Here is a 14324-nt window from a genome sequence, read left to right on the forward strand (position 1 = left end):
TCCACAGGTCGTCCGCGTGGGCAGCCAGCGCGGCCGGGTCCCCGCACACCCGCTCGGCGACGCGGCGCAGCACCGCCGCCGTGCCGTGCACCCAGTGACCCGGCGCGGCGCCGTCCGCTCCGCCCTCCCCTTCCGCTCCGCCCCGGACGGCGACGCGCTCCAGCCAGCGGTAGCCGTCGGCGGGCGGCAGGGGCACTTCCCGGCCGAGCGCGTAGCGGTCCCGATTGGCGGCCTGCGGCGACAGGGCGGACGGGGGCGTCAGTAGTACGCGCAATTCGGCGTCGCTCACCACGCCTTCCCACGGGGCGTGGGTGCCGTGCGGGGTCGTCGCGTCGAACGTGTCCCGCACCGCCCAGCGGCCGTCGGCGTGCGCTGCCACCAGCAGCCAGTGCGGCGTCTCGTTCCCGCCCGACGGAGACCAGGGCAGATGGCGGGTGTTGCCGACGGCGAGCGCCCGCCCTCGGCGTGCGGACTCCTCCGCCAGCGCTTCCCGGGTGGTGTCCCAGGAGCCGCTGCCGCGGTAGGCGAGTCCTTCCCCCCGCTCGTCCACGTCGACGCGGGCGTGGTGGGCGAAGGCCAGCTCTCCCTCGGGCGGGTCGGTCCGCACCGACAGCCGTACGGCGTCGGCGAGTTCCCGCCCGGCGTCCGGGCGCTCGGGCTCCAGATAGGCGACCAAGGACGCGGTGTAGCAGCTCAGTTCGGGGGCGGTGGTCATGGCTCCTCCCGTTCGGCGTGGGGCGGGGACGGTGGCGGCAGTGGGGGCGGTGCGGTCGGCGGACGTGGCGGGGACGGCGAGGAGGCTGCGGGCAGAGGTGCGTAGGCACAGCTCAGCGGGACGGAGGCGCCCCGGCGCAGGCTGACCCATCGGTAGCCGCGCCAGGCCCCGCTGGTGCGGGGCACGGGCACGTCGATCGACCAGGGGCAACCGGACAGCCCTGTCCCCGCGGCCTTCACGCACGCCTCCTGCACCGTCCACATCCACGCGAACTCCCGGGCGCGCTGCCGCTGCGGGAGGCGGTTCAGATCCTCGGCCCGCTCCCGGGCGCAGCGGCGCACCAGGGCGTCCGACAGGTCGTCCGGGGCGTGCTGCACGTCCAGGCCGACCGCGTGGTCGAGAGCCGCGCACGCGGCGACCGCGTCCCCGTCGTGGCTGACGCTGATCCCCAGGCGCGGCCAGCCGGCCAGCCAGGGCCGGCCGCGCCGGGTGTAGACCACCTCGGCTTCGCGAGCCCCGGGGAACCGCGCGGTGAGCAGGGCGCGAAGCGCCCGGCGGGCGGCGAGGTGCTCCCGGGCCCGTACGCCGTGCAGGTGCGCGGCGCCGGCGAGGTCGCTGTCGGTGAGGTGGCCGTCGGCCGGGCGGCCGTGCGCGAGCATCACCCAGACTCCGGGGGCCGCCCGGGTCAGCAGCGGCGTTCCTCTCGTCGGTGTCGCCGGAGGCGAAGGTGAAGGCGTCATGGCGTCAGCCCGTCCAGTACGGCCGGCAGCCGGTCGGCGACGGTGTCCAGGACGACCTCCGTGGCGCCGCCGCCGATGCCGAACAGGCCCGCCTCCGACCGCAGTTGCTGGACACCGTCGGCGGCGAAGCCGTCGGAGCCGCGCAAGTGGGCGCACACGGTGAGGACATGCTCGACGGTCGCGCCGGAGGTGGCCTTGAGGACGGCGGCCGAGGCACCGTCGTGCCGCTCGGCGACGGCCTCGCGCGAGGTGGTCCAGAGCGCGTGCAGCGCGGCGGTGCGGGCCGTGCACTCGGCGAGCCGCTGCCGTACCACCGGGTGCCGGCCCAGCGGGGTGCCGTCCACCTCGCGGGTGGCCAGGTGCCGCGCCGTGTCCGACACCACCCTGCGGCACAGTTCGACGCCCCAGGCCGCCGAAGCGAGCCGTTCGACGGCGATGTGCCGGGCGAACATCGCCAGTCCGTGCCCCGGGCGGCCCAGCAGGTGCTCCCGGTCGAGCCGCACGTCCTCGAAGACGACGTGGCCGACCCCGGAGCCCTGGAACAGCGGGGTGCCTGACGGCCGCACCGTCACGCCCGGCGCGTCCAGCGGCACCAGCACCCAGGAGAAGCCGGTGAAGTGCCGGCCGGGGCGGTGGCGGGCGAGTACCAGCGCGTGGTCGGCCGTGGTGGCCGAGGTGACCCAGCGCTTGGTGCCGTCCACCGTCAGCACGCCGTCGGCGCTGCCGGCTTCGGGGAGCCGCACGCGGGTGCCGAGGGCCGCCAGGTCCGAGCCGGAGCCCTCGTCGGTCGCCGCGAGGGCCAGCAGGGTCCTGCCGTCCAGCGCCCCGTGCAGCACTCGCTCGGCGTGCGCGGTCCTGGCGGTGTCGGCGAGCAGCGGCACCGCCGTGGCCCACTGCACGAGCAGCGCGAGCACCAGACCCTGCGGGCCCCGTGCGGACGCCTCCCCGAGCAGCTGTCTGAGCAGCACGGGGTCCAGGCCGCTGGCTGCTCCCTGCGGGTACAGCCGTGCCACGACGCCCTCGTCGGCCAGGGCCGCGACGACGCTCCGGGCGTCCGTGCCGGCGGGCAGGACGGCCCGGCCCTCGTCAGGCATAGCGGACCTCCGGATCGAGCAGGGCCAACCTGCCGTCGGACAGGTGCAGCCGGTCGTTGCCGTAGTTGAGCGCGGCCGACCGCAGGTCGCGCAGTGCGCGCTCCAGGCCGGTGGGGGAGTCCCTGAGGTAGCCGTGCCGCATGCCGACGGCGGTGATCAGGTCGTCGACGGCGCGGTGGCACTGCTCCGACGCGGTGATCTTGAGCGAGTTCAGCAGGAGCTGCTGCCGGGGGTGGGAGAGGTCGGCGCCGCTGTCCGCGCTGCGGCTGACCATGTCAGCGGTGTAGCGCAGCATCGCGTGCACGGTGTCCAGCCGCTGGCGCGCGGTGGACAGCCGGGTCAGCAGCAGCTCCGAACCGAGGTCGGCCTTGCGGCCCTTCGAGCGGTCGCGCAGCACGGTCAGCGTCCGGGTCAGCGCGCCGCTCGCGGTGCCCAGCCAGGCGGCCGACCAGCCCAGGTGGGCCAGCGGGCCGAAGGTGTTCACCGCGATGTCGCGGAACCGGCCGTGCTCGCCCACGACCTGGTGCTCGGGGATGTGCCCGGTCAGCCGCAGTGGCCCGCTGCCGCTGGCGCGCATCCCCATCGGGTTCCAGCCGCCGCACGGCGTGACCTCGAGCTGCTCGCGGGCCGCGAAGACCAGCGACACCTCGTCGTCGGAGCGGGCGTCGGGGCTGCGCATCGTGATGAGGAACCCGTCCGCCTGCTGCCCGCCCGTGACGACGGGTGCGAACCTGTCGACGGCCAGCCGACCGGTCTCGGCGGCGAGTTCGGCCTGTGCGCTGAGCAGGTGGCCGCCCTTGCCCTCCTCCGTCGTCACCGAGGCGAGATACATTCGGCCGTCCGCGATTCGCGGGAGCAGCTCGTCGGCCAGCCGCCGGCCGGCGTGGTCGACGATGCCGACGACCTGCTGGCTGTGCATCGCGAACGCCATCGCCACGGACATGTCGACCCGGCCGAGCGCGAGGGTCACGTCGATGAGGTCGTCCACGCCGCCCCCGGGGCCGCCGTGGCCGGTCGGCACCATCAGCCCCAGCAAGCGGGGGCGCAGCGCGTCCAGTACGGCTACGGGGAACTCCGCCGACTCGTCGCTGTGGGGCGCGTGCTTCTCGGCTACTGCGCAGACCTCGGCGATCTCGTCCGCCAGCTCGTGGGCGAGTCCGGTGTCGGTCGCCGGGGCGGCGGTCATGCCGCCTCCGTCGCGTGCGCCGCGGTCTCCGGCAGGGCGGGCAGCAGCGCTTCCCAGAGGTTGCCGGCGGTGCGGAACGTCTCCTCGACGAGGGCCTCGTCGGGCAGCGGTGCGCCGAACGTGTCCTCCAGCGCGAACATCAGCTCGATGGCCTGCATGGAGTCCAGCCCCAGCTCGCGCAGCGGGGTGTCGGCCGTGATCGGGTCGCCCTCGAGGAACGGCAGGAAGGGCCGGAGGGTCTCGGTGAAACGCGCGTCCATGGTGATGGTCCTTTCGCGAGGTGTACGGATGTCGCAGGGGCAATGGGTCCGGACGGACGCCGCTCAGCGGCCGGGGGCCGCCGGCCGTGCGCCGTCCACCAGGGAGCAGAGGTCGTCGATGTGGTGGAGGCGCTCGGGCACCAGGTCCTCGGGGGCGAAGTCGACGTCGAAGAGCTGCTCCAGGCGCTCCACGATCTCGACCATGCGCATCGAGCCGAACTGCGGGAACTTGCTCAGCTCGCCGTCCTCCAGCAGGTCCTCGGCCACCCCGAGCACCGACGCCGCGGTGGCGCGCACCGCGGCCCGCGGCGACGGCGCCGCAGTGCCCGGGGCCGGGCCCGCGCCGAACACGTCGCCGTCGGCGCGCAGCGCCTCGCCCGCGCGATCCAGGACGCCCGAGGGCTCCGCCCGGCCGCGGGCCACCCGGCGGTAGGCCAGGTAGGCGTGCTCGACCACGCCGTCCCAGCGCTCCAGGTGCCTGAGCACCGCCGGCGGCGCGGCGCCGGACGCGGACCGGCCGACCGCCCAGGCGGTGTGCAACTGCCGGGAGCGGGCCAGCAGCCAGGTCTCCAGCGTGAACCGCTCCAGGGCGGCGGCCCGGTCGTCGTGCTCGGCGTAGGCGCGCAGATACTCGTTGACGGCCGCCTCGCCGGGCCGGTCGCAGACCGGGTCCGGGGCCGGGCCCAGGGGCCGCGGCAGGAGGCGCACCCGCTCCACGCCCTCGTGAGCGGCCGACAGCACCCGGGCCAGCCCGTCGCGGGTGAACCGCCGGCACACCGGTCGGGCCCGGCCCCACTGGGTGTCGTTGTGGTAGGCGTCCACGACCGTCACGCCGTCGCCGTCCGGCTCGATCAGGAAGCTGTGCTCGACGTGCTTGTGTCCGTAGTAGGGCACCCACGGCAGGTGGTAGGCGTCGGCGATGACGTACAGCGGCACCGTCGTGCGGGCCGCCTCGCCGCCCGGTACGCCCGGGTCGCGTTCGGCCACGGCGAGGCCCAGTACCTCCTCGGCCGCGGCGAGTTGGGCGTCGGGCGTGGGCTCGACCGTGGGCAGCCCCGCGCCGGACGCCGGGGCGAACCGCAGCCGGGCGCCCAGGCGCAGGTGCGTTCCGGGGCCGTGGTGCCGGTCCGCCAGCACGGCGAGGTTGGCCTGGAGGCAGTCCAGCAGCTCGGCCCGCACTGTCGGCTCAGCGGTCCGCGTCACCGTCGGGGCGGTCTCCGGCCCGGTGTCGAGGGTGGTCACAGCGCACCCCCGAGCAGCGCCTCGGCTCCCGCGGGGGTTCCGACGAGCGGCAGCTCCGCCATCGCGGCCCCCAGTACGGCCGGGTCCGGGTCGCGGTCCGAGAGCTGGCCGGCCAGCAGTTGCTGGTAGGCGCCCAGGTCGAGGTAGCCGTGGCCGCTGAGGCACACCAGCACGCCCTTCTCGGACGTACCGCCGTCGCCGCCGTCCTGGCAGGCCAGCCGCGCCGCCACCGCGAGCGCGTGGCCGGACTCGGGGGCGGGCAGCGTCATCTCGTGCAGCGTGAACTTCCGACTCGCCTCCAGCGCCTCCACCTGTCCGACGGCGACCGCGTCGGTCTGCCCGGCGTGCCGCAGGGCGGAGATGACCTTGGCGGCGCCGTGGTACCGCAGGCCTCCCGAGTGGGAGTCGGGGATGCGGTACTCGCTGCCGATCGTGTACATCGCCTCGCGCGGGCTGGTGCCGGTGGCGTCGGTCTTGTCGTAGGCGTAGACGCCCCGGCTCAGCTTCGGTGAGGCGGCGGACTCGGCGGCCACCAGCCGCGGGGGCCGACGGCCGGCACCGCGGGCCGAGGCGAAGAACGGCAGGGCGATGCCGCCGAAGTTGGAGCCGGCGCCGACCGCGCCGACCACGGCGTCGACCTCGGCGTCCTGCGCGGCGAGCTGCTCCTCGGACTCCAGTCCGATCACCGACTGGTGCAGGATGCTGTACGTCTCGCCGCTGCCGATGCAGAAGGCGGCGCCCGCCCGGTTGCGGGCGTACTCGACGGCCTCCCCGATGGCGAGGGTCAGGCTGTTGCCCCGGCTGCCGTCGTCCGCCGCCGCGACCTTGGTGAGATCGCTGGGGCTCGCGTGCACTTCGGCGCCGAGCAGCCGCATCAGCACACCCCGGTAGGGCTTCTTCTCCAGGCTGGAGCCGACCATGAACACCGTGCAGCGCATCCCGAACATGGCGCAGGCCGCGGCGAGCGCGGTGCCCCACTGCCCGGCGCCGGTTCCGGTGACCAGTTCGCGGACTCCGGCACGCTTGTAGTAATACGCCTGCGCCAGCGCGGTGTTGAGCTTGTGGCTGCCGGAGATGTTGCTGCCCTCGTACTTGACCCAGACCGGCACCCGGGCGCCGATCGCGGCCTCGAAGCCCCGGGCTCGCCACAGCGGGGTGGGTCGGAACGAGCGGTAGGCGTCGGCCACTTCCTGCGGGATGTCCCAGAACTCGCGGGTGTGCAGGCTCTGCCGCACCAGCTCCATCGGCAGGTTGATGTGCACGTCCTCGCCGGATGCCTCCTCCGGAGGCAGGTCGGCCGGCAGCGGCTCGTCGAGGTGCGGCAGCACGCTGCGCCACCGGCGCGGCACTCCGGCCGCTGCGGTCCCCGGCTCGTGCGGGGCCGTCCCGGCGCTCACCGTGCGCCTTCCACGGCCGCCGTCACCAGGTCGGCGAGGTCGCTGACGGTGGTGAAGCTGCGTCCCACGAACAGGTCGTCGGGCAGGGCGACGTCCAGGTCCTCCTCGAGGCGGATCAGCATGCCGAGGAAGCCGATCGAATTGACCTTCAGCAGCGGCCCGTTGAGCGGTTCGCTGTCGGATATGGACTGCGGGTCGACGGACAGCCGGGACTCGCTGACGACCAGGCGGCGCACCGCGTCGTCGATCCGCGCGCGGTCCGGCGCTCCGGAGGGTGCGGAGGGGGTTGCGGAAGTGTCGGTTGACATGTGCTGAGCCCTTCTCGGCCCCGAGGCGGTGATCACCGGGCTGGGCCGGACTGGAGGGAGATGGGGCACCGTCGCTGCGCGGCTCTCAGTGGCGCAGGGTGCCGTTGGCGGAGACGACCCACTGGCGGGTCACCAGGGAGTCCAGCGCGACCGGGCCGCTCACGTGCAACCGGCCGGTGGAGATGGAGAGTTCGGGGCCCAGGCCCATGGTCGGGCCGTCGTGCAGGCGCAGCGATCCGTTGACGATCAGGGCCGCGGCGTCCACCGCCGCGGTATAGGTCGCCACCGCGGACGGGTCCTCGGCGACGATGCCTTCGGTGTGCGCCGAGCCGTAGCGGCGTACGTGTGCGACGGCCGCGTCGAGGTCGTCGACGACGAGGACGCCGAGCGAGGGCTCCAGGACCTCGCGCCCGAAGTCGTGTTCGGCCAGCGGCTCCTCGCGGAACCCGGTGTCCGGGGCGTCCGGGGCGTCCGCCGAGTCGGGCGCGGGGACCAGTGACGGGTCGGTGCGCAGGGTCACCGGGCCCTCGTGGCGGCGGGCCGCGGTGCGGAGCCGCGCCGTGAACTCGTCGGCGACGCGCCGCTCGACGAGCGCCAGTTCCAGCGCGTTGCAGGCGGTCGGTTCGGACAGCTTGCTGTTGAGCGTGATGTCGACGGCCAGCGACAGGTCGGCGCTGGAGTGCACGAACACGTGGTTGATGCCGCCGCCGCTGGCGATGACCGGGATGGAGGTGGCCGTACGGCAGTAGTCGATCAGCGAGGGGCTGCCCCGGGGGATCAGCACGTCCACGGCGTCCGGATGGGACAGCAGCCAGCGAAGCTGCGAGCGGTCCGGGTCGTCCAGCACGGTCGCCAGGCCGCCGGGCAGCCCGGCGCGCTCGGCCGCCCGTCGGACGGCGAGACCCAGCTCCGCGTTGGTCGCCGAGATCTCCTTCCCGCCGCGCAGCAGGACGGCGTTGCCGGTGGCGAGGCACAGCAGGGCGCCCTCGACGGTGGCCGTGGGCCGGGCCTCGTAGACCATGAGCACCACGCCGAGCGGCTTGGCGATCCGCCGCCGGCTGCCCCAGTCGCCGATGGGCGTCTCGGCGCTCGGGCCGGTGGCCTCGGGGAGCGCGTCGTGCACCTCGTCAGCGAGGCGGGTGAGCAGGTCCAGGTGCGCGTCGGTCAGCCGGAGCCGGTCGACGAGCGTGGGAGGCATGCCGCGCTCCTCGGCCGCGGCGACGTCCTGTTCGTTGGCTTTGCGGATCTGCGGCCACTGGGCCGTGAGCTGGTCGCCGAGGCTGCGGCAATAGTTCCGATAGGCGGGGTCGCCCATGGGGGGCGCCTGGGCGCAGGCTGCGCGTGCCGTGCGGGCGGCTTCTTCGATCATGATTCCCTACCACATGAATTGGCCACCGTCGACGATCAGCTTCTGCCCCGTGATGAAGGCGCTCCGGGTGCTTACCAGGAACTCCAGGGCATCGGCGATCTCGTCGGTGGAGGCGATACGTCCTGTTGGGATCTGGCGCAGTACGGACTCCCGGGCCGCCGGGTCGTCCAGTGCGAAGCGGTCGACGACCTCGGAGGTCCAAGTGAAGCCCGGAATGAGGCAGTTGACGCGGATGTCGGGTGCCAGCTCCAGGGCCAGGCACTTGGTCAGGTGCAGGAGACCGGCCTTGCTGGCGCAGTAGCCGGCCCCGTTGGTGCGCGGCCGGATGCCCGTCGTCGCACCGATGTTGACGACGGTGCCCTCCGGCCCGGCGCGCAGCATGTGCGGCACCGCGGCGTGGGTCAGGTGGAAGGCTCCGGACAGGTTGGTGTCCAGCACCCGGCGCCACTCGGCGGGAGTGCTCTGCAGAAACGGCTTGTCGATGTTGACGCCGGCGTTGTTGACCAGCACCCGGGGCGCCCCGTGCTCCTCGACGATCCCGGAGACGGCGCGGGCCACGGCGTCCGCGTCGGCGATGTCGACGCGCAGGGTGGACACCGACGGCCCGAGGTCGGCCTCCAGCTTGCCGGCGGCGTCCTCGTCCGAGGCGTACAGCGCGACCACCCGGTGGCCCAGGTGCACCAGCCGCTCGGACAGGGCGCGGCCGATGCCGCGGGTGCCGCCGCTGACCACGGCCGCGGGAGCGGACCCGTCGGTGGGCGCCGTGGTGGACCCGGCGGGGGACGCGGCGCTCATGCGTGCTCCGCCCCGGCCAGCACCTTCGCCCGGTCGACCTTGCCGGTGCCGCCCAGCGGCAGCTCCTCGTGCACCTCGACGGTCTCCGGAACCATGTAGGCGGGCAGCCGCTCGCCCAGCGCCGTACGCACGGACGCGGCGAAGGCCGCGGAATCCACGGCGCCGTCCGGTACGACGTGCGCCTCCAGCCGCGTGCGGCCGGCCGAGCCGCTTCCGACGCCGACGACGGCGCCGCGTACCCCGGCCAGACCGCGCAGGACGACCTCGATCTCCTCCGGCTCGATACGGAACCCGCGGATCTTGACCTGCCGGTCCACCCGGCCCACGAAGTAGAGCTGGCCGTCCTTGCGGGTGACCAGGTCACCGGTGCGGTAGTGGACGCCCGATCGGCCAGGGAGCCGGACGAAGCGGCGGGCGGTCAGGTCGGGGCGGTTGAGATAGCCGCGTGCGACGCAGACCCCGCCGAGGTACAGCTCGCCTGTGGCGCCTTCGGCGACCGGCCGGCCGTCCTCGTCGAGCACGACCGCCTCGTGGCCGGGGACGCAGGTGCCGATCGGCACCCGGTCGCCCCCGTCCCAGCCCTGCCGGATCCAGTAGCGGGTGGCGGCGATCACCGCCTCGGTCGGGCCGTAGCCGTTGCACAGCGGGACATGGCCCAGCGGGCCGTTCGCCCAGCGGTGCAGCACGGCGGCGCTGGGCGCCTCCCCGCCGAAGAAGATGCCGCGCAGCCCGCTGAGCGCCTCCTGCTGGGACGGAGGCAGCTCCTCGCCGAAGAACGTCTCGAAGTACGCGGTGGTGCAGCCCACGTACGTGACTCCGTGCCGGCGCACCCGTTCGAAGAGCTGGGGCCCCGTCCACAGCGCCCGGCCGCGCAGCACGACCGTGCCGCCCTCGACCAGTCCGACCCACATCTCCATCACCGTGGCGTCGAAGGCGGGCGCGGAGAAGGACAGCAGCACGTCGTCGCCGGCCAGGCCGTACGCTTCCACGGCTCCCGTCAGATGCGCGGCCAGCGGTCGGTGTTCGACGCACACGCCCTTGGGGGCGCCGGTGGAGCCGGAGGTGTAGATGACATAGGCCGGGTCGTCTCCGCCGGGCCGGTGCACCGGCTCCGCGGGCGCCGCGTCGTCCGCCGTCAGCGCCGCGACGTCCACCGTGGGCACACCGGCCGGGCCGTCCGGCCCCTGCCCGCCGCCGGTACCGGTGTCCAGCACGGCCGGCGCACCGGTGTCCTCCAGCACGTGCCGTTGGCGCTGCGCGGGCCACGCCGCGTCCACCGGGGTCCAGGACATGCCCGCCAGCCAGGCGCCGAGCACCGCGGTCATGAACCGCTCGTTGCCCGGTCCGAGCACGGCCACCGTCGCGCCGGGGGCCACGCCCCGCGCGGTGAGCTCGCGGGCCACCGCACCGGCCCCCGCCCACAGTTGGCGGTAGGTCAGCCGGGCGTCACCGCAGATCACGGCCGTGCGCTCCGGGTGGCGTCGTACCTGCTGCTCGATCAGTTCCACGGTCGTCGTCATGGCGTCGCCTCCGTCTCGGCTCCCATCGGGTCTCACGCGGCCTCGTCGAGGTGCGCGGCCAGTGCTCGGATGGTCGGGCGGCGGAAGAAGTCGGCGATGGCCAGGGACGTGCCGGTCGACTCCCGCAGCGAGCTCACCAGTTGCAGGGCGTCGAAGGAGTTGCCGCCCAGCACGAAGAACGAGTCGTCGGGGCCGGTGGGCTCGGTGCTGAGCAGGTCGGTCCAGAGGGCGCGCACCATGGCCTCGGTGCCGGTCGGCTCCCAGCCGGGCACCGTCCCGCCGTTGGCCACGGCCTGCAGCGACCCGGACTCGAACGCGGCCAGCAGAGCCTTGCGGTCGACCTTTCCGTTCGGGGTGAGCGGCACCGCGTCGATCGACCGCACATGGCGGGGGATCATGTACGACGGCAGGGCCTGCTCCAGGTGCGCCCTGATGCGCCGGTCGTCGGCCTCCGCTCCCGGCTCGAACCGGACGAACAGGCACAGGGCCGCCTCCTCCCCGGTGCCGTGCACGGCGGCGGCCGCCGCGGCAACCTCCGGCAGCCGCTGCGTGGCGCTCTCGATCTCGCCCAGCTCGACCCGGTGCCCGCGCACCTTGACCTGGGCGTCGCGCCGGCCGAGGAAGACCAGGTCGCCGTCCTCGGTGAGCAGCGCGAGGTCGCCCGTGCGGTAGACGCGGGCGCCGCTGCCGGGGTCCGCGCCGGGCGCGGGCAGGAAGGCGGCCTCGGTGCGCTCGGGGTCGTTGATGTAGCCGACGGCCGGGCACACACCGCCCAGGAACAGCTCGCCCACCGCACCCGGCGGCACGTCCCGGCCGTCCGGCCCGAGCAGATGGGCGTCCACGCCCGGCACGGGGCGGCCGATCGGCACGTGGTTGTGCGCGGGCAGCCGGTCCCCGCGCAGCACGTGCCAGGTGACGGCGGTCGTCTCGGTGGGCCCGTAGAGGTTGATCAGCACCCGCCCGGGGTCCTCGGTCAGCAGCCGCCGTACCCGGTCGTCCAGGTGGAGCTGTTCCCCGGAGACGCAGAGGAACCGCACGGTGGGCAGCCGCAGCCCGCTCTCGGCCACCGCGCCGCAGAAGGCGCCCAGCACGGCGACGGGCAGGTACACGTGCGTCAGCCGTTCCCGTTCGGCGATCCCGGCCACCGCGCCCAGGTCCCTGCGGTCCACCGTGCCGAGACCGAAGACCGTGCCGCCGCAGGCGAGAGTCGGGAAGATCTCCTGGTAGGAGACGTCGAAGCCGAGCGGCGCGAACTGGAGGAAACGCGTTCCCGGCCCCATCCGCATCTCGCGCAGCTGCCAGCGCAGCAGGTTGACCAGGGGGTCCTGGCCCAGGTGCACGCCCTTGGGGCGGCCCGTCGAGCCCGAGGTGAACATGATGTAGACCGGGTCGGAGCCGTCCGGGAGGCCAGGTTCGGGCAGGCCCGCCCCTTCCTCCTGCAACTCCCCGACGGCGGCCCGCGGCGGCTCCCCGGCCACCACCTGCCGGTCCCCGACGACGAAGCGGCACCCGGACTGCTCCAGCATGTACTCCAGCCGCTCGGTGGGCAGCGAGGTGTCGACCGGAAGATAGGCGGCGCCGCACCACAGCACGGCCAGCATCGCGACCACCGTGTCCGGGAGCGACGCCGGGACGATGCCTACCGTGTCGCCGCGGCGCACGCCCCGGGCCAGCAGCCCCGCCGCGACGCGTGCGGTGCGCTCGCGCAGCTCCGCGTAGGTGGTCCCCGGCCCGCCTGGCTCGGTCACGGCCACATTGCCGGGGTACTCACGGGCCGCGTCCAGCACCAGGCCCAGCAGCCCGTGCTCGGTCCCGGCGTCGGCGTCCGCGCCGGTGCGCAGTTCGGCGGCCGCCCGGGCCGTGCGCGGGCCGAGCGCGCCGAGCAGGCTCCCGGTGTGCGCCGTGGGCGTCTCGACCGCCCGCAGCAGCAGCTCCTGGAACTCCGCGAGGAAGCGCCGGGCGTAGGACTCCGGCAACAGGTCCTGGTCGTAGTCCAGGTCGATGCGGAGACCGTCCTCGACAGGGGTGGCGCCCAGCCACAGGTCGAACTTGGCGGAGCCGTTGTCGACGATCTCCACGCGGCCCTCGATCCAGGGCACGGGCGACACCCGGGTGCGCAGTTCGTCCTGCATGGCGAACATGCACTGGAAGACGGGGTTGCGGTTGCTGGTGCGGTCCACGGCCGTGCGGCTCACCAGGGCGTCGAAGGGCACCGACTGGCGGGCGCGGGTCTCCCGCACCGTGGCGGAGACCTCGCGCAGATGCTCGTCGAAGGGCCTGTCGCGGGCGGGCAGCGCCATCGGCAGCGTGTTGACGAAGAAGCCGCACAGCCGGTGCGAGGCGACGGTACGCCGGGTCGCGAACGGGCTGCCGACGATGACGTCGGGGTTGCCGGAGTAGTCCCCCAGCAGCAGGGCGTAGCAGGAGAGCAGTACGGCGAACGGCGTCGTCGCCGACTGCCGTGCCGCGGCCTCCACCTGTCCGCGCTGCGCGTGCGACAGCAGCACGCTGAGGCGGGCGGCGCTGAACCGGGTGTCCTGGGGGCGGTCCGGAACCCGGTAGAGGGCGGTCGGCGCCACGCCCGCCAGCGTCTTCGCCAACGCGTCGCCCTCGCCGGCGGCCACCGCAGCGTCGGCGGCCTCCCGCTGGGCCCGCAGCTCGGCACGGAGCCACCGCTCGCGCTCCTCGGGTCGGGACTCGTGCGCCGTCTCCGCGGTCGTCCGGCCGGTGGCCAGCCGGTACCCGTCGCAGATCTCGTCCACCAGGACCCGCACCGACACGCCGTCGCTGACCGTGTGGTGCACGGTCGCCAGCAGGGCCGTCCGCTCGCCGCTTTCGTCCGTGCCGACCAGCAGCCGGAAGCGGCACAGCGGTGCCCGGCCGAGGTCGAGCGGCTGCCGGACGAACTCCTCGGTGCCGGAGCGCAGGAACGCCTCCCACTCCTCGGCGGGGCCCTCCTGCCGGACGACCTCCAGCGGAACCTCGCCCGGCTCGGCCAGGCGCGCCCGGAAGGCTCCGTCGGTCATGGCGAACTCGGTGCGCAGCGCGGGCTGATGCCGTACCAGCCGTTCCAGCGCCGAGCGCATGGGTCCGGCCTCCACCGCGCCGTCGAAGACGATGCGGAAGCTGTTGTTGTAGAGGTCCTTGCGGGAGGCGGCCTCCTGGACGAACAGCAGATCGTGCTGCGATGCCGTCACCGGTATCGAATCGTCGTGCTTCACCATGCTCGGCTCCTGCCGGATCGGTTGGTGCTTCCTTCCGCGGTTACTGGGCGACACCGGTGTTCCAACGGCTGACGAAATCCGCCAGGTCTCCGACGGTGGCGATCCCGGCGAGCGCCTGCGGGTCGATCTCCTGGGTCTCGTCCACCGCGAGGTCGGTGATGACGCGCAGCAGGAGCAGGGAGTCCACGCCGAGCGCCGCCAGTTCACTGGTCTCGTCCATCGGCTGGTCACCGACCCGCCTGGCGAGGCACGCGATCACGCTTTCGGTGGCTGTCATGCGATACCGCCCTTTCTTGCAGACCCTTGCGTCGGCACATCAGCACACCAGCCGGTCCTAACGATCCGGTCCTCGACGGCTACCGAAGCGCTGGTCACGGCGGGTACCAGGGCCCCGACCTGCTCCGCTAGCGCGTCGGTAGCGCGAGGTGAGCGGTTTGTCAGGCGCCGCTGCTGTGCTGACATGCGCATCCCGCC

Annotated in this window: 13 protein-coding genes; all 13 read right to left on the minus strand. The window is 74.1% G+C overall.

From position 1 onward, the window contains the following. A partial coding sequence (locus UWG_RS0117935) for a hypothetical protein (RefSeq protein WP_016908596.1) occupies positions 1 to 715 on the minus strand: 715 nt, incomplete at its 3' end. Further along, the gene (locus UWG_RS0117940; protein ID WP_202800759.1) at positions 712 to 1455 is read right to left on the minus strand and encodes a 4'-phosphopantetheinyl transferase family protein; all 744 of its coding nucleotides are present in this window, start codon (positions 1453 to 1455) and stop codon (positions 712 to 714) included. The genes UWG_RS0117935 and UWG_RS0117940, both read right to left, overlap by 4 nt. Beyond that, positions 1452 to 2549, minus strand: a complete 1098-nt coding sequence (locus UWG_RS30375; RefSeq protein ID WP_016908598.1) for an acyl-CoA dehydrogenase family protein — start codon at positions 2547 to 2549, stop codon at positions 1452 to 1454. Before UWG_RS30375 ends, UWG_RS0117940 begins: the two co-directional genes overlap by 4 nt. Continuing rightward, positions 2542 to 3735 (minus strand): acyl-CoA dehydrogenase family protein, encoded by a 1194-nt coding sequence (locus tag UWG_RS0117950; protein WP_016908599.1) that lies wholly within the window; start codon positions 3733 to 3735, stop codon positions 2542 to 2544. Before UWG_RS0117950 ends, UWG_RS30375 begins: the two co-directional genes overlap by 8 nt. Continuing rightward, the gene (locus UWG_RS0117955; protein WP_016908600.1) at positions 3732 to 3995 is read right to left on the minus strand and encodes an acyl carrier protein; all 264 of its coding nucleotides are present in this window, start codon (positions 3993 to 3995) and stop codon (positions 3732 to 3734) included. Before UWG_RS0117955 ends, UWG_RS0117950 begins: the two co-directional genes overlap by 4 nt. Before the next feature lie 63 nt (positions 3996 to 4058). Further along, positions 4059 to 5237 carry an acyl carrier protein gene (locus tag UWG_RS0117960; RefSeq protein WP_016908601.1) on the minus strand — a complete coding sequence of 393 codons (1179 nt, stop codon included), beginning with the start codon at positions 5235 to 5237 and terminating at the stop codon, positions 4059 to 4061. Beyond that, positions 5234 to 6634 (minus strand): TrpB-like pyridoxal phosphate-dependent enzyme, encoded by a 1401-nt coding sequence (locus UWG_RS0117965; protein ID WP_016908602.1) that lies wholly within the window; start codon positions 6632 to 6634, stop codon positions 5234 to 5236. The genes UWG_RS0117960 and UWG_RS0117965 overlap by 4 nt, the downstream gene beginning before the upstream one ends. Then, entirely contained in the window at positions 6631 to 6942 is a 312-nt protein-coding gene (locus UWG_RS0117970) for an acyl carrier protein (protein WP_016908603.1), read from the minus strand. Before UWG_RS0117970 ends, UWG_RS0117965 begins: the two co-directional genes overlap by 4 nt. An 85-nt stretch (positions 6943 to 7027) precedes the next feature. Next, positions 7028 to 8311, minus strand: a complete 1284-nt coding sequence (locus tag UWG_RS0117975) for a glutamate-5-semialdehyde dehydrogenase (RefSeq protein WP_016908604.1) — start codon at positions 8309 to 8311, stop codon at positions 7028 to 7030. A 6-nt stretch (positions 8312 to 8317) separates the two neighbouring features. Next, positions 8318 to 9106 (minus strand): SDR family NAD(P)-dependent oxidoreductase, encoded by a 789-nt coding sequence (locus UWG_RS0117980; RefSeq protein ID WP_016908605.1) that lies wholly within the window; start codon positions 9104 to 9106, stop codon positions 8318 to 8320. Beyond that, the gene (locus UWG_RS30380) at positions 9103 to 10626 is read right to left on the minus strand and encodes an amino acid adenylation domain-containing protein (protein WP_016908606.1); all 1524 of its coding nucleotides are present in this window, start codon (positions 10624 to 10626) and stop codon (positions 9103 to 9105) included. The genes UWG_RS0117980 and UWG_RS30380 overlap by 4 nt, the downstream gene beginning before the upstream one ends. Before the next feature lie 32 nt (positions 10627 to 10658). Further along, on the minus strand, positions 10659 to 13850 hold the full coding sequence (locus tag UWG_RS0117990) for a non-ribosomal peptide synthetase (RefSeq protein WP_016908607.1): 3192 nt from the start codon (positions 13848 to 13850) through the stop codon (positions 10659 to 10661). Positions 13851 to 13890: 40 nt separating this feature from the next. Beyond that, a complete protein-coding gene (locus tag UWG_RS0117995; RefSeq protein WP_016908608.1) occupies positions 13891 to 14127 on the minus strand; it encodes an acyl carrier protein in 237 nt (78 codons plus the stop codon). Positions 14128 to 14324 lie beyond the last annotated feature (197 nt).

This window comes from Streptomyces xiaopingdaonensis (assembly GCF_000262345.1).
Classification (GTDB): Bacteria; Actinomycetota; Actinomycetes; order Streptomycetales; family Streptomycetaceae; genus Streptomyces; species Streptomyces xiaopingdaonensis.

Excerpts from the sequence above, each read along its gene's own strand:
- UWG_RS0117950 (WP_016908599.1), bottom strand. The coding sequence starts at position 3,735 with ATGACCGCCGCCCCGGCGACCGACACCGGACTCGCCCACGAGCTGGCG.
- UWG_RS30380 (WP_016908606.1), bottom strand. The coding sequence starts at position 10,626 with ATGACGACGACCGTGGAACTGATCGAGCAGCAGGTACGACGCCACCCG.
- UWG_RS0117970 (WP_016908603.1), bottom strand. The coding sequence starts at position 6,942 with ATGTCAACCGACACTTCCGCAACCCCCTCCGCACCCTCCGGAGCGCCG.
- UWG_RS0117940 (WP_202800759.1), bottom strand. The coding sequence starts at position 1,455 with ATGACGCCTTCACCTTCGCCTCCGGCGACACCGACGAGAGGAACGCCG.
- UWG_RS0117990 (WP_016908607.1), bottom strand. The coding sequence starts at position 13,850 with ATGGTGAAGCACGACGATTCGATACCGGTGACGGCATCGCAGCACGAT.
- UWG_RS0117975 (WP_016908604.1), bottom strand. The coding sequence starts at position 8,311 with ATGATCGAAGAAGCCGCCCGCACGGCACGCGCAGCCTGCGCCCAGGCG.
- UWG_RS30375 (WP_016908598.1), bottom strand. The coding sequence starts at position 2,549 with ATGCCTGACGAGGGCCGGGCCGTCCTGCCCGCCGGCACGGACGCCCGG.
- UWG_RS0117995 (WP_016908608.1), bottom strand. The coding sequence starts at position 14,127 with ATGACAGCCACCGAAAGCGTGATCGCGTGCCTCGCCAGGCGGGTCGGT.
- UWG_RS0117980 (WP_016908605.1), bottom strand. The coding sequence starts at position 9,106 with ATGAGCGCCGCGTCCCCCGCCGGGTCCACCACGGCGCCCACCGACGGG.
- UWG_RS0117955 (WP_016908600.1), bottom strand. The coding sequence starts at position 3,995 with ATGGACGCGCGTTTCACCGAGACCCTCCGGCCCTTCCTGCCGTTCCTC.